Annotated in this window: 23 protein-coding genes; 18 read left to right on the top strand and 5 right to left on the bottom strand. The window is 42.4% G+C overall.

Annotated features, from left to right (window positions below):
• The first annotated feature begins 95 nt into the window (after nucleotides 1-95).
• The 3 genes from R7Z47_RS07605 (at nucleotide 96) to R7Z47_RS07595 (ending at nucleotide 2,991) form a co-directional block, all read left to right on the top strand.
• A complete protein-coding gene (locus tag R7Z47_RS07605; RefSeq protein WP_005388028.1) occupies nucleotides 96-953 on the top strand; it encodes an AraC family transcriptional regulator in 858 nt (285 codons plus the stop codon).
• A 155-nt stretch (nucleotides 954-1,108) separates the two neighbouring features.
• On the top strand, nucleotides 1,109-2,296 hold the full coding sequence (locus R7Z47_RS07600) for an aromatic amino acid transaminase (RefSeq protein WP_171053576.1): 1,188 nt from the start codon (nucleotides 1,109-1,111) through the stop codon (nucleotides 2,294-2,296).
• Between the two features lie 11 nt (nucleotides 2,297-2,307).
• Nucleotides 2,308-2,991, top strand: a complete 684-nt coding sequence (locus tag R7Z47_RS07595) for an ATP-dependent zinc protease (RefSeq protein WP_047101086.1) — start codon at nucleotides 2,308-2,310, stop codon at nucleotides 2,989-2,991.
• A 141-nt stretch (nucleotides 2,992-3,132) separates the two neighbouring features.
• Here the strand turns inward: R7Z47_RS07595 and R7Z47_RS07590 are convergent, their stop codons facing one another.
• Together R7Z47_RS07590 and R7Z47_RS07585 are read right to left on the bottom strand one after the other, a co-directional pair.
• Nucleotides 3,133-3,669 (bottom strand): hypothetical protein, encoded by a 537-nt coding sequence (locus R7Z47_RS07590; protein WP_017634623.1) that lies wholly within the window; start codon nucleotides 3,667-3,669, stop codon nucleotides 3,133-3,135.
• 153 nt (nucleotides 3,670-3,822) lie between these two features.
• A complete protein-coding gene (locus tag R7Z47_RS07585; RefSeq protein ID WP_318070876.1) occupies nucleotides 3,823-4,197 on the bottom strand; it encodes a NirD/YgiW/YdeI family stress tolerance protein in 375 nt (124 codons plus the stop codon).
• Between the two features lie 155 nt (nucleotides 4,198-4,352).
• Between R7Z47_RS07585 and R7Z47_RS07580 the strand changes: the two genes are divergently transcribed.
• The 4 genes from R7Z47_RS07580 (at nucleotide 4,353) to modC (ending at nucleotide 8,449) form a co-directional block, all read left to right on the top strand.
• Nucleotides 4,353-5,804, top strand: a complete 1,452-nt coding sequence (locus R7Z47_RS07580) for a cobyric acid synthase (protein WP_213877348.1) — start codon at nucleotides 4,353-4,355, stop codon at nucleotides 5,802-5,804.
• Between the two features lie 69 nt (nucleotides 5,805-5,873).
• Nucleotides 5,874-6,629, top strand: coding sequence for a molybdate ABC transporter substrate-binding protein (modA, locus tag R7Z47_RS07575; RefSeq protein WP_213877347.1), 756 nt, complete (start codon nucleotides 5,874-5,876; stop codon nucleotides 6,627-6,629).
• A gap of 27 nt (nucleotides 6,630-6,656) precedes the next feature.
• Nucleotides 6,657-7,346, top strand: a complete 690-nt coding sequence (gene modB, locus R7Z47_RS07570; RefSeq protein ID WP_064376841.1) for a molybdate ABC transporter permease subunit — start codon at nucleotides 6,657-6,659, stop codon at nucleotides 7,344-7,346.
• Entirely contained in the window at nucleotides 7,343-8,449 is a 1,107-nt protein-coding gene (modC, locus tag R7Z47_RS07565) for a molybdenum ABC transporter ATP-binding protein ModC (protein ID WP_005388041.1), read from the top strand. The genes modB and modC overlap by 4 nt, the downstream gene beginning before the upstream one ends.
• 76 nt (nucleotides 8,450-8,525) lie before the next feature.
• Here modC and R7Z47_RS07560 read toward each other — a convergent pair whose 3' ends face one another.
• On the bottom strand, nucleotides 8,526-8,963 hold the full coding sequence (locus tag R7Z47_RS07560) for a DUF3069 domain-containing protein (protein WP_005376232.1): 438 nt from the start codon (nucleotides 8,961-8,963) through the stop codon (nucleotides 8,526-8,528).
• Nucleotides 8,964-9,236: 273 nt separating this feature from the next.
• Between R7Z47_RS07560 and R7Z47_RS07555 the strand changes: the two genes are divergently transcribed.
• A complete protein-coding gene (locus tag R7Z47_RS07555) occupies nucleotides 9,237-10,196 on the top strand; it encodes a diguanylate cyclase (RefSeq protein ID WP_054575981.1) in 960 nt (319 codons plus the stop codon).
• A gap of 252 nt (nucleotides 10,197-10,448) precedes the next feature.
• On the opposite strand, the gene R7Z47_RS07550 is transcribed toward R7Z47_RS07555, so the two are convergent.
• On the bottom strand, nucleotides 10,449-11,687 hold the full coding sequence (locus R7Z47_RS07550) for a sensor domain-containing diguanylate cyclase (RefSeq protein WP_054575982.1): 1,239 nt from the start codon (nucleotides 11,685-11,687) through the stop codon (nucleotides 10,449-10,451).
• A 253-nt stretch (nucleotides 11,688-11,940) separates the two neighbouring features.
• On the opposite strand from R7Z47_RS07550, the gene R7Z47_RS07545 reads away from it, so the two are divergent.
• From R7Z47_RS07545 to R7Z47_RS07500, 10 genes are all read left to right on the top strand, one after another.
• On the top strand, nucleotides 11,941-12,309 hold the full coding sequence (locus R7Z47_RS07545) for a late competence development ComFB family protein (protein WP_047101090.1): 369 nt from the start codon (nucleotides 11,941-11,943) through the stop codon (nucleotides 12,307-12,309).
• Between the two features lie 41 nt (nucleotides 12,310-12,350).
• Nucleotides 12,351-12,632, top strand: a complete 282-nt coding sequence (locus tag R7Z47_RS07540) for an HlyU family transcriptional regulator (RefSeq protein ID WP_005376244.1) — start codon at nucleotides 12,351-12,353, stop codon at nucleotides 12,630-12,632.
• A gap of 434 nt (nucleotides 12,633-13,066) precedes the next feature.
• A complete protein-coding gene (locus R7Z47_RS07535; RefSeq protein ID WP_262606738.1) occupies nucleotides 13,067-14,623 on the top strand; it encodes a Re/Si-specific NAD(P)(+) transhydrogenase subunit alpha in 1,557 nt (518 codons plus the stop codon).
• A gap of 8 nt (nucleotides 14,624-14,631) precedes the next feature.
• Complete coding sequence (pntB, locus tag R7Z47_RS07530; RefSeq protein ID WP_005376248.1) at nucleotides 14,632-16,008, top strand: Re/Si-specific NAD(P)(+) transhydrogenase subunit beta; 1,377 nt, start codon at nucleotides 14,632-14,634, stop codon at nucleotides 16,006-16,008.
• Between the two features lie 155 nt (nucleotides 16,009-16,163).
• Nucleotides 16,164-17,618 (top strand): sensor histidine kinase VxrA, encoded by a 1,455-nt coding sequence (gene vxrA / locus R7Z47_RS07525; protein WP_262606739.1) that lies wholly within the window; start codon nucleotides 16,164-16,166, stop codon nucleotides 17,616-17,618.
• Nucleotides 17,593-18,255, top strand: coding sequence for a response regulator transcription factor VxrB (gene vxrB, locus R7Z47_RS07520; protein WP_005376251.1), 663 nt, complete (start codon nucleotides 17,593-17,595; stop codon nucleotides 18,253-18,255). Before vxrA ends, vxrB begins: the two co-directional genes overlap by 26 nt.
• Nucleotides 18,256-18,261: 6 nt before the next feature.
• Entirely contained in the window at nucleotides 18,262-19,143 is an 882-nt protein-coding gene (locus R7Z47_RS07515; protein ID WP_005388048.1) for a DUF2861 family protein, read from the top strand.
• Nucleotides 19,144-19,203: 60 nt separating this feature from the next.
• A complete protein-coding gene (locus R7Z47_RS07510) occupies nucleotides 19,204-20,325 on the top strand; it encodes a conjugal transfer protein TraF (RefSeq protein ID WP_005388052.1) in 1,122 nt (373 codons plus the stop codon).
• A 41-nt stretch (nucleotides 20,326-20,366) separates the two neighbouring features.
• Nucleotides 20,367-20,528: a YoaH family protein gene (locus tag R7Z47_RS07505; protein WP_005376257.1), complete on the top strand. Its 162-nt coding sequence runs from the start codon at nucleotides 20,367-20,369 to the stop codon at nucleotides 20,526-20,528.
• Nucleotides 20,529-21,401: 873 nt separating this feature from the next.
• Nucleotides 21,402-21,791 (top strand): universal stress protein, encoded by a 390-nt coding sequence (locus tag R7Z47_RS07500; protein WP_017634770.1) that lies wholly within the window; start codon nucleotides 21,402-21,404, stop codon nucleotides 21,789-21,791.
• 90 nt (nucleotides 21,792-21,881) lie between these two features.
• Here R7Z47_RS07500 and R7Z47_RS07495 read toward each other — a convergent pair whose 3' ends face one another.
• The gene (locus tag R7Z47_RS07495) at nucleotides 21,882-22,094 is read right to left on the bottom strand and encodes a hypothetical protein (protein WP_005376260.1); all 213 of its coding nucleotides are present in this window, start codon (nucleotides 22,092-22,094) and stop codon (nucleotides 21,882-21,884) included.
• Nucleotides 22,095-22,177 lie beyond the last annotated feature (83 nt).

Raw genomic sequence — 22,177 nt, 5'->3', positions numbered from 1 at the left:
GAGTAGTTTATCCTCATGATTTGGCGGTGTATTTTTCAAAGGAATCCAAAACCTTTGTAAAACTCTCTATTAACGCACATGTGAGCCAATAAATCATGGAAGATAAACAAGAACGCTACGCGATTTCAGAAAAAACTTATCAAGAGTTTATTGATCACAGTCGAGTATTAGCACTTGAGGAGAGAGGCATTGTGCAGTGCGGCATTGCCACTTGTCGTGACTTCTTCTCTGTTTATCGTAAAAACCAAAAGAAACACATGCTGCTCTATACGGTGCGTGGTAAAGGGTGGCTAGAGAGTGGGACTTATCGATACGATTTGGAACCGGGCTCGTTGATTACAGTACCCGCAGGTGTTGAAAACGGTTTTGGTATAGAAGAAGAACCTTGGCAGATCGCGTGGCTTTTTCTTGCTCCTGATAGAGAGTGGCCGATATTAGAATGTGATGTTCGCTATCAGCTTTCATCTACACCTGAAGTGATGTATGCATGTATCCAAACACTACTACGCAGCATTCACCTTCCAATCGATTATGGTGGTGCGGTAGGTGAGCATAGTGTGGCTCAGTTAGAGCTGATGTTAAACATGCCGCCCTCAGAGTCGATATCACGCAGCCAATTGAGGCTTCGGCGTGTATTTGACCTTGTCCAACGTCAGCTCCATAAGGATTGGAGCGTTGAGCAGGTGGCGGCTCTATATCCATGTTCGGAGCCTCATTTGCATCGACTGACTCAAAAGCAGTTTGGTCGAAGCCCAATGGCACATTTAACGCGTATGCGCATGGAATATGCTGCTAGGTTACTTCGTTCAACAGAATGGCCAATTCAGCATATTGGAGAAATAGTCGGATATCCGACCAGCGCAAACTTTAGTACACGTTTTAAAGCGTGGTCGACCATGACACCAAGAGAGTTTAGAAAAAACGGTAGAGTGGATTGGTACGACGAGGAGTGAATCGTTCTTTTTCTGAACGATAGAGCGCACAAAACTCACCGTAAGCCAGAATTTTGTTCTCTAATTGATGAAATAAGTGAAAAATCATTTCGTCATTTTTTGCGATGGTGTTAACGTGAGGTTCGGTACTTGAATTTCAAAGGGTTATGACTTTCATGTTTTCTAATCTCCCAACTCCCGTATTAGATCCTATTTTATCTCTATCCGTTGCATACCGTAACGATGAACGTCCAAACAAGGTTGACCTTGGCATTGGCGTATACAAAAACAGCGCAGGCGAAACGCCGATTATGAAAGCCATTCAAATGGCGCAGGATGTCGTTGTTGAAACTCAAAAAACCAAGTCTTATGTTGGTCTTGCGGGTTGCGAAGAATTTAATAAAAGCATGATCGATTTGCTGCTGACGGGAACGTCTGCAATGGATCGTGTTGCAGCAATTCAAACGCCAGGTGCAAGTGGTGCGCTGCGTATGCTCGGTGATCTGATGAAGATCGCACAGCCAGATACGACGGTTTGGATTTCCAACCCAAGCTACGTAAACCACAAGCCAGTAATGGAAGCAGCAGGCCTTAAAGTTAAGTTCTACCACTATTTCTCTTCGGAAACGAAACAAGTAGACACCGCAAAAATGATGGATGATCTTGCGAAAGCTGGGCCTTCAGATGTGGTACTTCTTCATGGTTGTTGCCACAATCCAACTGGTGCGGATATTGACTTCTCTGCTTGGCAAGCCATTACAGAATTGTCGCAGAAGAACGGTTTCATCCCATTTGTGGACATTGCTTACCAAGGCTTCGGTGATGGCCTAGAAGAAGACGCAAAAGGTCTTCGTTTTATGGCAGATAACGTTGAAGAGATGTTGATTACTACTTCATGTTCGAAGAACTTTGGTTTGTACCGTGAACGAACTGGTGCAGCGATTGTGGTTGGTAAGAACATGCATGATGTAACTAATGCAAAAGGTAAACTCCTCACTCTAGCTCGCTCGACTTACACGATGCCACCCGACCATGGTGCAGCTTTAGTCAAGACCATTCTGCAAGATGACAAGCTCACTTCCGTTTGGAAGCAAGAATTGAGTGGAATGCAACATCGTTTGGTTAGCCTTCGTCAAAGTTTGTGTAACGAGTTGAGAAACAACCATAATACAGATCAATTTGATTTCATTGAGGGTCACAAAGGCATGTTTACTGTGCTAGGCTTTAGTGGAAACCAAATGGCGCAACTGCGTGAAGATTATGGCATTTATGGTGTTGGCGATGGTCGAATTAACATTGCCGGACTTACCGAAACTCATATTCCATACGTAGCGGACGCAATTAAGAAAGTATCTCAAGCTTAATTGGAGTGTGGATGAAAAACTGGAAACTGATTCTGCCGCTTATGATGAGCGGCAGTTTAATTGCTTGTACGTCAACTCAAACGACGCAGGAACCTGTTGAGCCAGAGTCGCCAAAGGTCGAAGAGCCCGTTAAAGTCGAGCCAGAAGTGAAACCTGAGGTAGATCCAAAGCCAGAGGTGGAGCCCAAACCAGAAGCGAAACCTGAGAAAAAGCCGGAACCAAAGCCTAAGAAGCCAGTCAAGGTCACAAAAACACCCGATGGCATGTTAATTCTTGGTTCTGAAGAATGGGTTTATGTTCCTGAAATTGACCAGACTTTCAAGGCTAGAGTCGATACAGGTGCGACAACATCATCAATTAGTGCGACTGACATTGTTCCGTTTGAGCGTGATGGTAAGGACTGGGTTAAATTTAAGATAGATTTAGGTGACAAAGACACCAAAGAATTTAAAGTACCCGTTGAGCGCTGGGCTAAAGTTAAGCAGTCTTCGTCAGAAGAGGTGGATAAACGAGCGGTGGTAAAAGCCTACATTACCGTTGGGGATCACAAAGAAAAGACAGAGTTTACGTTAGCGGATCGCGGACATATGACGTTTCCAATTTTGCTTGGTCGAAGCTTTTTTAGAGATATCGCCGTTGTAGATGTATCGAAAAAATATGTGCAAGATAAACCTAAAAAAACCGCTAAAAACTGATGTATTACAGCTAGTTTCTGCTACAAGCTAATAATTCGTGATTAACAAAAAATGGCCTCCAAAATTGGAGGCCATTTTTATTGAATCATATGCTTGCTTGTGATGCCCTGGTAGTCATAGTCATAGTCATAGTCATGTCCACTAAAATGCAAAACGAGCAGACATTACAATTTGCTGGCCATAGACACCATTATTTTTGAAATCTGCACCAAGCGATAGTTGCTGAGTTGAGTGGAATCGTGCGCCCAGATTGTAAATGGTGTTCGAATCGTCATTATCTATGATTTGGCCGATACGGCCATGTAGCTCAACATTTTGCATAAACCAAATACGAGTGCCAATATTCACTTCCGTGCGCCACTCGTCGCCCACTTTATCACTGCCGTTCTCTTTAATGTTGTGTACCAACATTTGGCCATAAATATCTGCAAATTGGCCTGCTGGCCCATTAAAGCCTATACCACCAGCAATGTCCCAGTCTCCGCTGAATTCACTGTCTGCGCGGGCAATGAAATGGGTATTCTCTGTAAAGTAGGTATTGAACTCGCCACCAAATGTACCAGGGCTAGTGCCCATGCGAAATTCCATCGTGTTGTAGTTGAAATTATTTGCATGTGCGGAAAGTGGCAAAATAGCACACAAACCAAAGGCTGCAACCTTTAGAGCTTTACCTAGCATGGTGTCTCCGGGCAAGATGATTAAAATGAACAAAAAATGGTCTGCAAAAAGCAGACCAAGATTGATAAAGCTATCATTTTAAGTGCTTGCCGTCACTATTTAGCTGTAATCGTCACTACATCATGTTGATATGCACAGCAATCGGGGTTTGTTTTACATGACCACGAGTTGTTCGACTTCAATCTCTGGTTTGTTCCCGCCTTCAAATTCGCCAAACAGACGGACTTTAGTCGTGTGATCAATCGGAGTATTTAGCTGAATATCGTCATCGAGTTCGACCATCACTTCACCGGAACCATCGCTAAAGACAAACTTATCCGCGCGAACTTGACGCAATAAGTTACCTTCAACGACCACATCTTTTTCAGTAAACATATTGGAGTCGTTTAGCAAGGCATCCAATTTTTCCACAGTGACAGGACCGTTAAACTGCAAGTTTGATTGGTTTTGAGCGTTATCTTTCGTGAACGCGATAGAAGGAGCAATAGCTAAGGCGGCGATTGTTGCGATAATTGTATTCTTTTTCATGTTACATCCTCATCGGTTTGTTTTGATGGGTTCATTAAAACAGGGCTTGTTTGAACCAATGATGATTTCAACATTCATATTCTATTCATTTGCTTGAGTAAGTGGGGACGATGACGTTATGATTGTTCATCTTCCTCTATTCCTTACAAATGTTCATGAAATCAGCGATCCCATCTTTAATGGTTCAAGGCACCACTTCGGATGCCGGAAAAAGTGTCCTTGTGGCAGGTTTATGCCGTGTATTAGCAAGAAAAGGGATAAATGTTGCCCCATTTAAGCCACAAAACATGGCACTAAATAGTGCGGTAACCAAAGATGGCGGTGAAATAGGTCGAGCACAGGCCGTTCAGGCACAGGCGTGTAATATTGAGCCAACCGTACATATGAATCCGGTTTTGATTAAACCTAACAGTGATACTGGTGCTCAGATCATTTTGCAGGGTAAGGCGATTTCCAATATGGATGCGGCTGGCTTTCATGATTACAAGAAAGTGGCGATGGACACGGTGTTAGATTCCTTCTCTCGTCTGACTCAAGAATTTGATTCGATCGTTATCGAGGGCGCGGGGAGTCCTGCTGAAATCAATTTACGAGAAGGCGATATTGCAAACATGGGTTTTGCTGAGGCCGCTGATGTACCAGTGATCATTGTTGCTGATATTGATCGTGGTGGAGTGTTTGCACATTTGTACGGAACACTTGCGTTACTTTCTGAATCTGAACAAGCGCGAGTAAAAGGGTTTGTTATCAACCGTTTTCGAGGTGATATTCGTTTATTGCAGTCGGGCCTCGATTGGTTAGTAGAAAAAACAGGTAAACCTGTACTTGGTGTACTTCCTTTTCTTCATGGTTTGAATTTAGAAGCAGAAGACGCGATCACTGCGCAGCAAGAGTTGCACTCTGAGGTAAAACTGAATGTTGTTGTGCCTGTTTTAACCCGGATTAGTAATCATACTGATTTTGATGTGCTGCGATTGAATCCAGACATCAATCTACGTTATGTAGGTAAAGGCGAAAAAATAGATAAAGCCGACCTGGTTATTTTGCCTGGGACCAAATCAGTGAGAGACGATCTGGATTATCTAAGAAGCCAGGGGTGGGATAAAGATATCTTGCGTCATATTCGTCTTGGTGGAAAAGTGATTGGTATCTGTGGTGGCTACCAGATGCTTGGAAACTTGATTGATGATCCAAACGGCGTCGAAGGCCAACCAGGTCAAAGCGAAGGACTTGGCTTGCTTGATATCACTACGACGCTAACTAACAGCAAACAGCTTACAAACACACAAGCACAGCTTTCTCTTAACGGCAAAACAGCCAATGTAAAGGGTTATGAAATCCACGTAGGGCGAAGTGAAGTACGGGGCCTGCAACCTTTTACATTCAGTTCCGGTGAAGCGGAGGGGGCGATCAGCGAGTGTGGCCAAATCATGGGAACCTACCTTCACGGGTTCTTTGACGAGGCAGATGTCTTGAGCCTGGTATCAGAATGGGTAAACGGCACCCAAATCAAACAACAAGACTTTGAAGAGTTAAAGGAGCAAGGCATTAATCGCATCGCAGATGCGATAGAACAACATATACGCCTTGATTTTTTGTTTAAATAGCCCATTAACTGATTGAACTTTATATTTAAATAACCTGTTCTTTCGCTTGCCTTGTATTGGAGTATCTCTATGAAAGCATGGAAACAGTATGCTTGCCTTGCGGCAGTATTAAGCATTTCATTTTCAGCAAACGCAGCAACGAACCTAAAAGTGTATGCAGCCTCTTCTATGACGAATGCGATTAACGAAATCGCGCAAAACTTTGAAGAAAAGTATGACGTTTCTATCACTCCCGTTTATGGTGGTTCTTCTTCTATCGCTCGACAAATTATCAATGGCGCACCAGCGGATGTATTCATTTCTGCGAACACGAAATGGATGGATTATTTGGTCGATAAAGACGTCATTTATCGTGACAATGTCACAAATCTAGTGCGCAATAGCTTAGTGTTGATTGCTCCTCAGTCTTCAGAATTAACCTCATTTAACTTTTCTGATGCAAAGGCATGGGAGAAGGCATTGCATGGAAATCGTCTTGCTTTAGGCAATCCGACGTCAGTACCTGCTGGTATGTACGCGAAAGAGTCATTGACTACACTGGGTGTATGGAAAGCGGTTCAAACTCACGTCGCACCAGCAAAGAATGTGCGCTTAGCTTTGGCGTTGGTTGAACGTGGAGAAGCGCCTTTAGGTGTGGTCTACAAAACCGATGCTCAGTTAACTGATAAAGTCAAAATTCTCGGCGAATTTGCGAGTGATACGCATGCGGCTATTGTTTACCCGGCTGCAATTGTGAATGATTCTACTGAGTCGGAGCAGTTCTTCCAGTACCTAAAATCGGACGAAGCCGCACGCGTTTTTGCTCAATATGGCTTTCAGCAATAGACCGGCCTTCAATTATAGGAACGAAGCGTGACAGAACTGGAATACCAAGCCTTAATGTTAAGCCTCAAAGTAGGCGCGTACGCAGTACTTTGGCTGATTCCTCTCGGCGTTTTTCTTGCTTGGCTACTTTCTCGAAAAACGTTCTTTGGTAAATCGATTCTCGATAGCTTAATTCATTTACCACTGGTATTGCCGCCAGTGGTAATCGGCTATTTATTGTTGATTTCTTTAGGACGACAAGGGTTCCTTGGAAAGTGGCTCTATGAAAACTTAGGGGTAGTATTTAGCTTTAATTGGAAAGGGGCAGTAGTCGCTTGTATTGTCGTGGCTTTGCCTTTGATGGTTCGTTCAGTACGCTTAAGCTTAGATAGCGTCGACCCTAAATTGGAGCACGCAGCCTCTACGTTAGGCGCTTCTCCTTTAAAAGTGTTTCTCACCGTCACGTTACCACTGACCATTCCCGGAATTATTACGGGCACGATGCTGTCATTTGCTCGTAGTCTTGGCGAATTCGGGGCGACGATCAGTTTCGTCTCTAACATTCCGGGTGAGACCCAAACGATTCCGCTGGCAATGTACAACTTTATTGAAACGCCAGGTGCAGAAATGCAGGCGGCTCGTCTGTGTATCATTTCTATCGCGTTAGCCTTGTCTACATTAATGATCTCTGAATGGCTAAATCGTAAAGCGGCAAGCAGATTGGGTGCGAAGCAATGACGATTAAAGTCCAATTTAAACAAATGCTTGGTGAGACTGACTTCGACATCAAACTTAAGTTACCCTGTAACGGAATTAGTGCCTTGTTTGGACGATCTGGTGCAGGTAAAACGACGTTGATTAACATCATCAGCGGATTGGTCACTCCAAGGCAAGGGTATGTTGCGGTTGGTGAGCATGTTTTGTTTGACAGTGAACAGGGAATCAACCTACCAACGCACAAGCGTGGTATTGGTTATGTGTTTCAGGATTCACGTTTGTTTCCTCACTATTCGGTTCAAGGCAATTTGTTATATGGCGTTAAAGAAAAAGATGACGAGTATTTTGATGCAGTCACCGAACTCTTGTCTATCAAACCGTTACTAAAGCGCTTTCCGGTATCACTTTCTGGTGGTGAAAAGCAACGTGTTGCGATTGCGCGCGCATTGCTATCTAAACCCAATTTGCTTTTGATGGATGAGCCACTTGCCTCACTCGATATGCCAAGAAAGCGTGAGGTAATGCCTTTTCTCGAGGAGTTGTCGGAGAAGGTAAATATCCCTATTATCTATGTCACACACAGTCTTCAGGAAATTTTAAGGCTTGCTCAGCACCTTGCAATTATTGACCAAGGTAAAATTTCGAGTTCAGGTAAGCTTGAGGAAGTGTGGGCTTCTCATGCTATGCGTCCATGGCAATCTTTCTCAGATCAAAGCAGCTTATTTGAAGGCCGGATTGCTGAACATCATGAACGTTATGCACTGACTTGTATCAGCCTTGCACCTAATGTATTCCTGTGGGTGCAAAAGATCGACGGAACACCAGACACGCCAATACGCTTGCAAGTGCGTGCCAACGACGTTTCTATCACGCTCGAGCAACCCAAGGCGACGTCGATTCGAAATATTTTGCCTGCTATTGTCGATTCCATCGAGGCGTTTAACGCAGCCGATGACAAGCAGAGTATTAATGTATCACTCAAGCTAGACGAGAAATGTTATTTGTGGGCAACGATCACACCGTGGGCCCTTGATGATCTCAACCTAAAAGTTGGTAGCCGTGTTTTTGCACAAATTAAAGGTGTCAGTGTGACACAAAAAGATATGGCACTAGCGCCTCATTAACCGTTTAGACTGATTTACGCTTCATGATCAAAAAAGGCCGCAAAGTGCGGCCTTTGTTACTAGAAGAATGTCGGAATTACTTCGCGAATACTTCTTTGAATTCACGCTTAAGAAGTGGGTCACGACGTGCTTTCTTAAGTTGCTTAACCATGTCTTTCACACAGTTGTGAAGCACATTATCAAGTAGTTGAGCACGGTATTCTTCTTTATCTTCATCTGTCATGTTTTCTGGCAGATTAAGAGTAGGAAACTCTTCCATCACATTAATACCAGCGAATGCTTGGCCTACAGAAACTAGAGCATGAAACTGTTCAAAGTTGTCTAGAATGTTCTGTGCGCTTGCTGGCATTTCGTCCCATGATTCACGTACCGCTTCTTCAGACACTTCATGGATAGAGGTAACCATTTCGAACATTTGCTCTGGAACTTCGTCAAATTCGATAACTTTACGTAGCTCTGGAGAAATGCTGGCTAGATCGATTTTTTTGCTTTCGCTGTTAGTTGCTTCTGACATGGTGTGTCTCTCATTACAAAAAGGCGGGAATATTAATACCAAATGCATCAAATAGCTATACCCATTAATCCACAAGATGACCAAAGTGAATGAGTTTGTTGAACTTCTGCTCACAGGCCATGATTAGATAGGGTAACGTCCAGTCTAACTGCTTTATGCAATGGATTCCGTGATATTCAAACAAAAATATAGCACTTAATTATGAGTCGAATGCAACAACTCTATGAGTATGGTATATGTTTAATAAAGACATAATTAAAAATGGAACGCGTTATGCAACCGACAGGGACATCGATGCGAATCCTTCTGGTTGACGATGTTCAGCTAGACAGGATGCAGTTGGCTATTCGTCTAAAGCAACTTGGACATATTGTAAAAGCCGTAGGTAGTGGACTAGAGGCGTTAAATACCTACGAGAGTTTTGATCCGGAACTGGTGTTACTCGATATATCAATGCCAGATATGAACGGTTTTGAAGTCTCTCTTCATATAAGAGAAACGTTTCCGGATTGGATCCCAATTATTTTCTTGAGTAGTCACGAAGAGCCAGAAATGATTGCTAAAGCCATAGACGCGGGCGGTGATGACTATTTAATTAAGCCGGTAGATAAACTGGTACTGAACTCTAAACTTATCGCAATGCAGCGTATTGCTCATATGAGACGAGAGCTTAAGCAAGCGACAGCTCAATTAGAGCAAGTTAATCAACTTTTGACTCAGCAAGCGAATGAAGATGGCCTAACCAAACTCTATAACCGCCGTTATATCGACCATAAGTTGGAATCGATGGTTGCATGGCATGGCCGTCACAACATGCCAATGGCTTTGATTCTATTGGACGTCGATTTTTTTAAACCGTTTAATGATAATTATGGTCATATTGAAGGCGACCGTTGCTTGCAAGCGATTGCGAATCAACTCAAGGCTACTTTTTGTCGCTCTGGGGAATATGTAGGTCGATATGGTGGAGAAGAGTTTGTTGTGTTGCTAGGGTGTACCGACACTCAAACAGCAGAAAGAGAAGCCGAGCGTATACAAGAGGCTATGTATTTTCTCGATTACCCACATGAGTATTCTAGTGTGTCAAGTAGAGTGACGGTGTCACAGGGTGTTTTTGTTTTTCAACCGACAGGGAAAGAAGTGCAATCAGATTTGTATGCGACAGTTGATAAAGCACTATATACATCAAAATCTTTGGGAAGAAACACACATACTGTGCTTAATTCTTTTTAAAAACAAAATCTTATGAATATTACTCCTTTTGTTGCGTTGTCACTTTTTGGTGGTTATTTTAAAGCTAACTCAAAGTAAGATAGGCAAAACAGTGCGAACGGAATGTCGCAATCGGGCGTATACCTTATACCTTTGATTAGATAGATAACATCGGGATAGTGGCAACGATGAGTGCTGTTATTATGCTGATGGGGAAGTTCGGTTTTGTTTTAAACCCGGACAAGCTTGTTAACTTTCACGATTGGTGAGGGTCTAACGAAGCTTTATGCAGTTACGTCCGGCCTTTTTCGCTTTGTAAAGTGCTTCGTCCGCTAATTTAATGACGTCCAGAGGAGCTTGCCCACTCCGGCTATCAGCAACTCCGAAACTTGCGGTAACAAAAACCGACTTTCTTTTCGAGCTGTTGCTACCACGACGTTTTTGTCCTTGTTTATGGTTCTCAGGGCGAGATTCTTCATCGCGTAATATCATCTCGTATTCTGCAATCGATTTACGAGCTTCTTCCAAAAAGTTCTTACATTCGTCAGCGTATTTGCCTTTAAAAACGATGGTAAATTCTTCTCCGCCAAATCGATAAACTTTTGCGCCGCCTGGGGTTTTAGTGAGGCGCGAAGCGACCATTTTTAGAACGTCATCACCAGTATCGTGACCGTAGGTGTCGTTAAACTTTTTAAAATGGTCAACATCAAGCATTGCGATCGTGAACTTCTTACCCATGTGTTTTAGATCGAGATCAAGTGCACGTCTGCTCGGAATCAGCGTTAGGCTATCGGTGAAAGCCAGTTGATGGCTAGCGGAAGCGGCATAAATAATGATAAGCAGCCCTGTTAGCGTAAACATGGTGCTTGATATGTACTGCACATCAAAGAAAATGAACGTCGCAGACGCCAATACCATGGCAGAGTAGGTCATCGCATGGATAATTTCATTCTTCTTTAAAACAAGAATTCCAAGAAAACAGACAATACCCACGCAATATAAAACAAGAATGAAAGGCAGTTTAGAGACCGTCGGTACAATAAATAAAATACCGCTTGTCCATTGTTCAAACCCTCCTTCAACGTAATATGCTAGCGTTAGATAAGACCAAAGAACGAACATTGCTAACATCAAGATGTAAGTCAACATGGCTCTAGAGTCAAAACCTTCTTTACTAAACAAAAATACCGTAAGAAACGAGACAGGAAGTAACGTGGCTAAAATGGTTAGCTCAAGTAAAGCGGTACCACTTTGAAGCGGGACTTGTAGGCGGTGCTGTATCACGAAATAGGCTAGCAACATTGCCAAGCACACCATGGACTCTCTGCCTTGCTTAAATGAATAACAAAGGAGTAGCGCACAACCTAATAGTATGTACGGCAAGTTTGCGGCAATGCCCCAGTTTGCCTGAGTCATCTGAATAATGCTGTCCATGCCCGAACTCACTATGCCCAGTAGCAAAAAAGGGAATAAGAATCTGAAGCCTGATGAAGTCATTGACGATGAGGACATCTATTACAAACTGCCTGAAAATAGTTGACTATATAATTGGTTAGGTAAATCGTTTTATCAATATGGATATTTATCCGTTATTGAATTTCGAACTTTGAGAACTAGCAAGAATACGTCTATTTGTTCCTTTTCCCAAGTATTTTGGAAGACATTACCGCAAAAAGAGAGAGATTGATTAAATTAAGAGCAATCAATAAGTTGTTATAAACAAGTCGTTGCTATACTCATTTCATAGGAAAAAGGAGATTTACAGATGCAGATAAGCTCAGATGTGCACAATTACATGGAAACATTAGTAGGTCAGGTTCTCAGTTTGCCCGAATTTTTAGAACAGTATGACAACGAACAGTTAGCCGATATTGCTTGCCTTGCGCTTATCCAGCTCAAGCCTGTCTATATCCGTTATGATATTGATTTTTTGTCTTCACTTCCTGAACAAAAATTAAGCCAGTTTAAGCAAAGCGCGGATATAGCGGTGAAAAACGCCGCAGAAATGGTGAAAGAAGACAGGCGTAAGAACCGAGAGTATGATGTGCCTGTAATTTTTTCCCATACTAGTTATGATGATGACAAAGAGTTGGATTGGTATGAAAAACCGATCCTTAACGTTAATATTAAGTAAGAGTCGCTCAGTTGACTAGTGAGCTGACCCAAGGAGGAATCGTGGGATTTTTTTCGCGTTTGTTTGGTGGTAGTGAGAAAACGGTTGAAGCCAAAAATATCGAACCAGTTGAATATAAAGGTTTCCTTATTTACCCAGAGAGCCTTTCAGAGGGCGGACAATATCGCATCGCTGGTCGAATAGAAAAGCATGACAATGATGAAGTGAAAACACATCGGTTTATTCGCTCCGATTTGCTTGGCTCAGAGCAAGATGCCAATGACCTTATGTTGAAGAAATCTCAAATGTTTATTGATCAAATGGGCGATAAAATCTTCGACTAGCAATTTACTGCAATTTGATTCCAGTCATCTTAAAAAGAGCCATTAGTGTATATGCTAGTGGCTCTTTCTTTTTAACGCTTAAATCTCTGTTAAGTCAGTATTTAATCGTTACCTGGTTAGACCTCAGTCTAGTACGGTGTTGCGTTGTTATTTTTCGTGCACAGAGCGACAATCATTCATTACTTAGCGTTATATGTAATGAAATTTAGTATTTAAATTACAAAACACTTGAAGTAATGAGACGCGTTCGATACAAACAGAATAATAACAGGGCTGTTAGTCAAGGTGTTATTGTGCAAATGGGTGTCCCCAAACATCATCTTTCGTTTGCAATTGTCTTGCGTGGTAAACAGATAGAAATAAAAAAGAATTAGAGTAGAGCGACGCTCTGTTTTGGGACTAATTTATTGATATGTATACAAGGAGTATGCGTTTTGCAAATCGGTGTACCTAAAGAGATACTCGCGGGTGAATCGCGAGTGGCTGCATCGCCGAAGTCGGTTGAGCAGTTAATAAAATTGGGATTCGATGTCGCGATTGAATCCCAAGCGGGGGTGCTAGCGAGTTTCGATGATGCCGCTTATGAAGCAGCTGGTGCGAAAATCGTTTCTAGTGAAGAAGTTTGGGCATCTGGCCTTATTTTAAAAGTTAATGCGCCAATTGTGGATGATGAGAAAGGCATTGACGAAATTGCGTTACTGCAAGATGGAGCAACACTGGTTAGCTTTATTTGGCCGGCTCAAAATGCTGAGTTGATGGAACAACTTTCAAGTAAGAACATTAACGTTCTTGCCATGGATTCCGTTCCTCGTATCTCACGTGCACAAGCCTTAGATGCGCTATCTTCGATGGCTAATATCGCTGGTTATCGCGCAGTGGTTGAGGCAGCTCATGAGTTTGGTCGTTTCTTTACAGGTCAAATTACGGCTGCCGGTAAAGTACCTCCAGCGAAAGTATTGGTTGCGGGTGCTGGCGTCGCTGGCTTGGCGGCTATCGGTGCTGCAGGTAGCTTAGGTGCTATTGTCCGTGCGTTTGACGTTCGCCCAGAAGTAAAAGAGCAAGTTGAATCGATGGGCGCTGAGTTCCTGACCGTTGACTTTCAAGAAGAGTCTGGCTCTGGGGATGGCTACGCAAAAGAAATGTCTGATGACTTCAACAAAAAAGCGGCAGAGTTATACGCAGAGCAAGCTAAAGATGTTGATATCATTATTACGACCGCGCTCATCCCTGGTAAACCTGCGCCGAAGTTGATCACCAAAGAAATGGTCGACAGCATGAAAGCGGGCAGTGTAATTGTCGACTTGGCAGCTGCTAATGGCGGTAACTGTGAATATACAGTGAAAGACCAAGTTATCATGACGGATAACGGCGTAAAAATTGTTGGTTACACTGACATGGTTGGTCGTTTGCCAACACAATCTTCTCAGCTTTACGCGACAAACCTTGTCAATCTTCTAAAACTGTTGTGTAAAGAGAAAGATGGCAACATCAATATTGATTTTGAAGATGTTGTTATCCGTGGCGTTACCGTGGTGAAAGAAGGTGAAGTTACTTGGCCAGCGCCACCAATTCAGGTTTCAGCTCAGCCGCAAGTGAAACAAGAACAGCCTGTGAAGCCAGAGCCTAAAGTAGAAGAACCTACGTCTCCAACGAAGAAAATTATTGGTGTGGCAGCGGCTGTTGGAGCCTTTGCATGGGTAGCATCGGTTGCTCCGGCAGCGTTTCTTTCTCACTTTACTGTATTTGTTCTAGCGTGTGTTGTCGGATACTACGTAGTATGGAATGTTACCCATGCACTTCATACTCCACTAATGTCAGTAACGAATGCTATCTCTGGCATTATTGTCGTTGGTGCATTACTGCAAATTGGACAAGGTAATGGCGTCGTTTCATTTCTATCTTTTATTGCCGTATTGATCGCGAGTATCAATATCTTCGGTGGTTTCACCGTCACCAAGCGTATGCTTGAAATGTTCCGCAAAGATAAATAGGAGTCACAATGTCTGCAGGATTAGTACAAGCAGCTTACATTGTTGCTGCATTATTTTTCATCATGAGTTTGGCGGGGCTTTCAAAGCAAGAGTCTGCTCGTAATGGTAACTACTACGGTATCGCTGGTATGACGATCGCGCTAATAGCGACGATCTTTAGCCCAGATGCGCAAGGTTTTGGTTGGATCATTATCGCGATGGCGATAGGTGGTGCGATCGGTATTTTCTATGCGAAGAAAGTAGAAATGACCGAGATGCCAGAACTGGTTGCGATTCTACACAGCTTTGTAGGTTTAGCTGCGGTTTTAGTTGGCTACAACAGTTACCTAGATGCGCCAGAAGCAGCAACACATGCTGAGCATGTTATCCACCTTGTAGAAGTATTCTTGGGTGTGTTCATCGGTGCCGTAACTTTCACCGGTTCAATTGTCGCATTTGGTAAGCTGCGTGGTGTGATTTCTTCGTCGCCACTTAACCTGCCTCATAAGCACAAAATGAACCTCGCAGCGGTTGTTATTTCTACGCTTCTTATGATCTACTTCGTAAAAGCAGATGGCAGCATGTTCGCTCTTATTGTGATGACTTTGATCGCGTTCGCATTCGGCTACCATTTAGTCGCTTCAATCGGTGGTGCTGATATGCCAGTTGTTGTCTCTATGTTGAACTCATACTCAGGTTGGGCAGCAGCGGCAGCAGGTTTCATGCTAGCAAATGATCTATTGATTGTAACAGGTGCTTTGGTAGGTTCATCAGGTGCGATTCTTTCTTACATCATGTGTAAAGCAATGAACCGTTCGTTTATCAGTGTTATTGCCGGTGGTTTTGGTCAAGAGATAGTGATTTCAGGTGACGAAGAGCAGGGCGAATATCGTGAAACAACGGCTGAAGAAGTTGCAGAGATGTTGAAGAACTCAAAATCAGTAATCATCACTCCAGGATATGGCATGGCAGTAGCTCAGGCACAATACCCTGTTCATGAAATTACTGATGTACTTCGTTCACAAGGTATTGAAGTTCGCTTTGGGATTCACCCAGTAGCGGGTCGTCTACCGGGGCATATGAATGTGTTACTCGCTGAAGCAAAAGTACCGTATGATATCGTTCTTGAAATGGATGAAATCAATGATGACTTTGCTGAAACCGATACCGTATTGGTTATCGGTGCTAACGATACGGTCAACCCAGCCGCACTGGAAGATCCGAACAGCCCAATCGCTGGTATGCCCGTATTGGAGGTATGGAATGCGAAAAACGTAGTGGTATTCAAGCGCTCAATGAATACGGGTTACGCAGGGGTACAGAACCCACTGTTCTTCAAAGAAAATACATCAATGCTATTTGGTGATGCGAAAGAAAGTGTTGAGTCTATTTTTAAAGCACTTTAACCATTCTTGATTTAAAACTATACAGGGTCAGCAATCGCTGGCCCTTTTTTGTTCCGTTTCAATGTTATAGTAATGCAAATCCTTCTGTTAGCTGATGTCAATTGCTTGTAGATTGATGTATAGTTTTGGCTAATGTAACAAGTGACGGTAACAGTTTGATTAAAAAGTTTTTGCTCGGTTTTGCAACTGTATTGCCGCTTTTTTCGGCACCTGCATTTTCCGATTCACTACCAGAAAGAATAGATACGTTTACAGAGCTATTTAACTATGAAGTAGCTCTTAAGTCGTACGATATTCGTATTCTGCAATCAAATTATCCTACCAAGTTACTTGCGCCAGATTCGCTTCTGCCGCAAACGTCTGACTATCCGTTAAAAGATATCCAACAGCTTTACAGCTTGGCGAATACTTGTCGTGGCAAATTACCATTAAGTCCTTTAATTACTGAGCCTTTAGTATTTACAAGAGCGATTTGTAAAGGGACGCAGCTGACACCTCGTTGGTTCTCGCGTAGTGGTCTCATTCACCCTGGTGGTGGGACGTACGCGGCGCGTTATGTGGATAAGTATCCAGAACTCAAACCCAAACTATCTCAGTACATGCATATAAAAGAGCGTGATAACGAGGAAGGGGATGAGTTGCTAGAAAGCTTGAAAAACATGGATGACGACGCCATTAATGCTTTGATTGCAGGCGCGAGCATGTTTATTGAAGGTAATGAACTTTGGCTAAGACGTGGTGACCGTTACTTTGTTTTCGAGAAAGATATCTGGCAAGAGAACGTAGCGAATGCGGGTCTGTCATACGCTCTAGCCTCTCAAAGCAAAAGTTGCTTTGTTAAACGAGGCAATATTTGTTGGGATGTAGAAGATCACTCGCAAGTTTTGCGGATCAGTATGATCATACTGGTAATCGCCAATATTCTTTTGGTGATTGGTTGGGCGGTATACCGTTGGAATAGCAAGCGAGAAGAACTACGTAGTAGAATGCTCGTGTTGCAAATTTTAACGCATGAGCTCAGAACACCGATTGCATCTCTATCACTAACGGTTGAGGGCTTTCGTCGAGAGTTCGAGCATTTGCCTGAAAGTGTGTATGACGAATTCCGCAGATTGTGTGAAGATACGCGCCGCCTGCGTCAATTGGCAGAAGCGAGTAAAGATTATTTGCAATCTGATAACCAAATGCTTGCAACAGACTGGGTACCATCCGTTGCAGATTGGTTAGAATTTAAGATCGAAGAAGAATTTGATAGTGCCGTGCTTTTTAACATCAATGAAGATGTGGCTGCTAAAGTTAATGTGTACTGGTTAGGAACTTGTATCGATAACTTGCTTCGTAATGCGCTTAAGTACGGTGTCGCACCGGTTGAATTGGATGCCTCAACTAGTGAAGAAAAAATAGTATTCCAAGTCCGAGATGCAGGAGGCCTAACGGCTAAAGATTGGGCAAATTTGAAGAAACCGTTCGTAAGTAAGAGCGGGTTAGGACTTGGATTAACAATCGTTGAATCTATGGTAGGCCGCATGGGCGGAAAAATGTCCTTAATGGGACCACCTACAACTTTTATATTGGAGATACCTTGTGAAACAGACACTGCTTCTCGTTGAGGACGATAAAAACTTGGCTGACGGCCTGTTAGTAAGCCTGGAACAAGCAGGATATGAGTGTTTACATGTGGAGCGTATTGCAGACGTAGAGCCACAATGGAAAAAAGCTGACTTGGTAATTCTCGATCGCCAACTCCCAGATGGTGACTCTGTACAATGTCTCCCAGAATGGAAACAGATTAAAGACGTACCAGTTATCTTGTTAACGGCACTTGTTACCGTAAAAGATAAAGTTGCAGGCCTTGATTCCGGCGCGAACGACTACTTAACAAAGCCTTTTGCTGAAGCGGAGCTTTTTGCGAGAATCCGTGCACAGCTACGAGCACCGGATTCAGCAGAACAAAGCAACGCTGATAAAGTGATTACAAAAGACTTAGAGATTGACCGCTCGACTCGTGAAGTGACTTATAAAGACGAGCTAATTACGCTTACTCGAACAGAGTTTGATTTGCTGCTATTTTTGGCGTCAAACTTAGGTCGCGTGTTTACTCGTGATGAGCTACTTGACCACGTTTGGGGTTACAATCACTTCCCGACAACACGTACGGTTGATACACATGTATTACAGCTTCGTCAAAAACTGCCAGGACTGGAAATTGAAACACTTCGTGGTGTTGGCTACAAGATGAAAGCATAAGTCGTAATGAAAATACTACTCCCTGTAGTTGTCTCATTAGCGTTAGTGAAACCAGTCCATGCGATGGACTGGTTTCAAACTAACACGCCTTTAACACAGGCACATCAACACTTACTTGAAGATGATCTTGCGGGTATGTTCAACTCTCTTGTTGAACTCTGGCAAACGGAACCAAGTAAAGATTTGACTCCTCACCTTAATGATCTTCTTGGTCAGTCACTATCTAAAAACTGTGGCAAGGCTCTCACTGGTGTAACGCTGCCTGATTGGATAAGTGGTGTGAACGTTATTCGTCAGACTATTCAAAGCCCTGGGCGAGATACATTTAGATTGGTGATCAAGCTAAGAGCTACAACTGACATCGAAAATATTTCATTTAATCGATGGGTGGATGATTCTATATCCGCGGACAGTTCATTCAGCTATGAACAACAGCCGAACGGGACAGAACTTGCCAACGAGCGTAGTTACTCGAAACGCTATAACTTAACAGGCAAGCTTGAAGCTGGTTTATATCACTTAACCGTTGTTTCTACTGATAAACAAGAGTATCGAACTTGGGTAATACTTGGAGATTCAAACTCTTCTCAATATGTTCGTTGGACATCTAAAGAGAATTGGAAAGTAGAAAAGAGCGCACTTCGTAATCCCCATTGTCCATTACCGCAACTTGAAGTTGGTTTGTATGACTACATTGATGGCCAGTACGAGCAAATGTGGAAAAAGACTTATGAGTCTAACTATCCAAATTCATTGGAGCTAGCGGGTGTCCCAAACGATAGATACGTATTGGCGGTAAGTATCAATAGTCGCCGTTGGCAGGGCGATATAATTGTTGAGCAGGCTCAAACTATTAGCCGAACCTATGATCTTTCCCAGGAAGAATAGTTAAAGAAATACTACTTGTGCCGATAAAGGTTCAGGACGAACTAAAATCACAAGTGTAGTATGAAAAACAAATATAAAATTCTTGCCACTTCTGTTGCTACTATTCTTTTCGCTAATGCTGCTTCTGCTGCTACTTATGCGATAGAGGCTCGTAGTGATGCAATGGGTGGCGTTGGTACCGTATCAGCAACTTATCTAACTGCGCCTTTTTTCAACCCTGCTCTTACTGCGATTTATCGCCGAAATGACGATGCAGGCATGATCGTGCCAAGTTTTGGTGGCAGCTACGATGATCAATATGATCTAGTTGATGAGATCGAACGCATCAGCAAATTGACAGACGTCGATGAAATCAAAAAATCGATGGATGCTATCGATGGGAAAAAGACAGACTTTGATCTTGGTGGTGTCGTTGCCATTGGTATTCCCAACAAATTCTTATCTGCAACTGCATACGGTAAGCTATACACTGAATCATTCGTACAACCAAATGTTGATACCTCAGGTACTAATCCATTAGATGATAGCTATGTACAAGGTGTTTCTATTGGCGTGGCTGAAGCTGGTATTTCACTTGCTAAATACACTAATTTCATGAACCAACACCTTTCTTTTGGTGTTACTCCTAAACTTCAGCGTATATACACATACTCATACGCCACGAGTTTTCAGAATTTTGATACTAAAGACTTACGTGAAAATGAGACCGCGGAAACGATGTTTAACTTAGACGCCGGCGCACTTTGGTTCTTTGGCCCATATCGTCTCGGTATTTCAGCGAAAAATTTGATCGGAAGAGACGTTAAAACAAAATCATTCCAATATGGCAGCGATACGATAAAATCATACGAATATAGCATGCGTCCTGTATACACCGTTGGGGCAGGGATTGTTGCCGATTACTTTACGATGAGTGTTGACTACGATCTTAACGAAGAAAAACGTTTTTCATCCTTTGATGATAATACGCAAATGATTCGAGCTGGTATTGAATTTGATATTTTGCGTCAAATGGCATTACGGGCAGGGTATATGAAGAACTTAGCTCGAAGTAATGACGAAGGAACCATTACTGCTGGTATCGGGTTGTCTCCACTTAAGTTGTTCGAATTGGATATCGCAGCTCAGTACACAAACGAGAACGCTATGGGTGCATCCATTAATTTCCTTGCTACCTATTGATTGAATCGTTATAGTCAGCTCCTCAAAATGAGGAGCTTTTTATGTTTGACGATTTACCCCCTCTATCTCACCAAGAGCAACAACAAGCTGTAGAGAGAATTCAAGAATTGATGGCGAAGGGCACAAGTACTGCAGAAGCTATCAAAATTGTTGCAGAACGGATTCGATCTGAGTACGCAGAAAAACAACAGCAACAAAACTAATCAATTCATGGACAGGGCATACGCCCTGTTTTTTTGCCTTTCTATTTTCTATTCCTTTACATTCCCAAACACCACCCTGGTTACGCTGTAACTAAAATTTACTATACCTCTATGATTGTAATCTTGTTCAATTACCTTTAAAACTAAATAGCGGGTTAGTAAAATTTTACCTCATCATATTAACCTTGGCTTACACAGTGCAGGTAGTTAGGCATTTTTTAAAGAACTTATAAGTTAAACTCTATTATATCAATTGTTTACCTCGGTCTTTTAATCTGCCAACCATATTGGTCGCGATTGATCTTGTAATTTAATTACAAAACCCAAGAGAGCTTCGTTCTCAGACAGAAGATTATGCTAAAAAAAGAAAAAAGAGACACCGTAACTTATAACGATAATTAAACTAGAGTTATTAAATAAGCGATATAAGAACAGTAAGCACTCGCAGACATATGTAATAGATGAATCGAAATTCATCTTATTGAGCTGCTTTTTTAGCCGAAATACGTCTCCTGGATTTGAGCGGAGCGTTACATATTGAATATGCTTAATCTAAAGTAGTTTTACTAAACTAGGCGACGTTGAAGTGGGTAATATGAATCCTCAAGAGTAGTAGAAATCAAGAGCAGTAACGCGCATTACAACGTAACGTTTTCTGGCATCCTTCCTGTTAAATAGTCCGATAATTAGAGAAGAAATTGGAAAAACATCGTTTATCTTTGGATGAGAGGAAGCAACAAGGTTGCAATGAAAACTATTTGCCTGTTTTACACTAAACTCCTTTAACTATCATGTAGCAGTAGTTTTGATGTTGTGTTCGCTCTATGTGGACTAGACTTAATATGAGAACAAAAACTAACCTAGGGAGGAATGATGGGTTATAAGCACGTTTTGGTTGCTGTCGACTTATCTCAATCTAGCCAAGCCGTTATCGAAAAAGCAATAATGCAAGCAGATAACTCAAGCAGCAAACTCTCATTTGTTTACGTAGATGTTGATCGCATAGTCATGGAAGCGAAGGAAGAGCAAGAATTGGAAAGAAGGCTGCAAGAGCTCGCTGATAAATGCTTATATCCAGTAAACGAGACCATGGTAGTAATCGGCGATCTTCATATAAAACTATCGGGAATCGTCAAAAAAGAGGGGATAGACTTAGTTGTATGTGGTCATCATCACAACTTATTGAGTCGCTTTTTTTCATCGATACCAAAGGTTGTGAACGAGGTTGAAGCTGATTTATTAATCGTCTATTTAGACGAGTGATCGACAACTCTTGTTCGCACTCATCATTTTTTGTCACTAACAAGCCGAACGTTTATGTTCGGCTTGGTGTATCGGTGATAATAAAAGTTTTTAGCCAGGAATGATTGATGCCTCATGAGATAAAACAGATGCAGACTCCGCGTTTGACTGCAGATCAAAATGTACGTTAACTTGCACGCCTTCTCGCTCAAAAGTGACATCATCAAAATCGGTCATAGCGATTTTGAATCCATTTCTAGCAAAAAAGCCAGTCACCATAGTTCGCTGCTTAATTTCTAATGCAGACGCGAGTAGCTTATCCATGGCATTCTCCTTGGTTATTGTGGGGATATGGGTAGAAGATACACATAGATTGGTATGAAATCAATTTTATATAAAGTTGCTTT

This window comes from Vibrio sp. 1641 (genome assembly GCF_033339995.1).
In the GTDB taxonomy this organism is placed as follows: Bacteria; Pseudomonadota; Gammaproteobacteria; order Enterobacterales; family Vibrionaceae; genus Vibrio; species Vibrio alginolyticus.
The sequence above is the reverse complement of the archived record's forward strand: the minus strand, read 5'-3'. Positions and strand labels throughout refer to the sequence as shown.

What these genes read in the sequence shown, in the direction of transcription:
- R7Z47_RS07605 (WP_005388028.1), top strand. Translation starts at nt 96, where the DNA reads ATGGAAGATAAACAAGAACGCTACGCGATTTCAGAAAAAACTTATCAA.
- R7Z47_RS07600 (WP_171053576.1), top strand. Translation starts at nt 1,109, where the DNA reads ATGTTTTCTAATCTCCCAACTCCCGTATTAGATCCTATTTTATCTCTA.
- R7Z47_RS07595 (WP_047101086.1), top strand. Translation starts at nt 2,308, where the DNA reads ATGAAAAACTGGAAACTGATTCTGCCGCTTATGATGAGCGGCAGTTTA.
- R7Z47_RS07590 (WP_017634623.1), bottom strand. Translation starts at nt 3,669, where the DNA reads ATGCTAGGTAAAGCTCTAAAGGTTGCAGCCTTTGGTTTGTGTGCTATT.
- R7Z47_RS07585 (WP_318070876.1), bottom strand. Translation starts at nt 4,197, where the DNA reads ATGAAAAAGAATACAATTATCGCAACAATCGCCGCCTTAGCTATTGCT.
- R7Z47_RS07580 (WP_213877348.1), top strand. Translation starts at nt 4,353, where the DNA reads ATGAAATCAGCGATCCCATCTTTAATGGTTCAAGGCACCACTTCGGAT.
- modA (WP_213877347.1), top strand. Translation starts at nt 5,874, where the DNA reads ATGAAAGCATGGAAACAGTATGCTTGCCTTGCGGCAGTATTAAGCATT.
- modC (WP_005388041.1), top strand. Translation starts at nt 7,343, where the DNA reads ATGACGATTAAAGTCCAATTTAAACAAATGCTTGGTGAGACTGACTTC.
- R7Z47_RS07560 (WP_005376232.1), bottom strand. Translation starts at nt 8,963, where the DNA reads ATGTCAGAAGCAACTAACAGCGAAAGCAAAAAAATCGATCTAGCCAGC.
- R7Z47_RS07555 (WP_054575981.1), top strand. Translation starts at nt 9,237, where the DNA reads ATGCAACCGACAGGGACATCGATGCGAATCCTTCTGGTTGACGATGTT.
- R7Z47_RS07550 (WP_054575982.1), bottom strand. Translation starts at nt 11,687, where the DNA reads ATGTCCTCATCGTCAATGACTTCATCAGGCTTCAGATTCTTATTCCCT.
- R7Z47_RS07545 (WP_047101090.1), top strand. Translation starts at nt 11,941, where the DNA reads ATGCAGATAAGCTCAGATGTGCACAATTACATGGAAACATTAGTAGGT.
- pntB (WP_005376248.1), top strand. Translation starts at nt 14,632, where the DNA reads ATGTCTGCAGGATTAGTACAAGCAGCTTACATTGTTGCTGCATTATTT.
- R7Z47_RS07515 (WP_005388048.1), top strand. Translation starts at nt 18,262, where the DNA reads ATGAAAATACTACTCCCTGTAGTTGTCTCATTAGCGTTAGTGAAACCA.
- R7Z47_RS07510 (WP_005388052.1), top strand. Translation starts at nt 19,204, where the DNA reads ATGAAAAACAAATATAAAATTCTTGCCACTTCTGTTGCTACTATTCTT.
- R7Z47_RS07505 (WP_005376257.1), top strand. Translation starts at nt 20,367, where the DNA reads ATGTTTGACGATTTACCCCCTCTATCTCACCAAGAGCAACAACAAGCT.
- R7Z47_RS07500 (WP_017634770.1), top strand. Translation starts at nt 21,402, where the DNA reads ATGGGTTATAAGCACGTTTTGGTTGCTGTCGACTTATCTCAATCTAGC.
- R7Z47_RS07495 (WP_005376260.1), bottom strand. Translation starts at nt 22,094, where the DNA reads ATGGATAAGCTACTCGCGTCTGCATTAGAAATTAAGCAGCGAACTATG.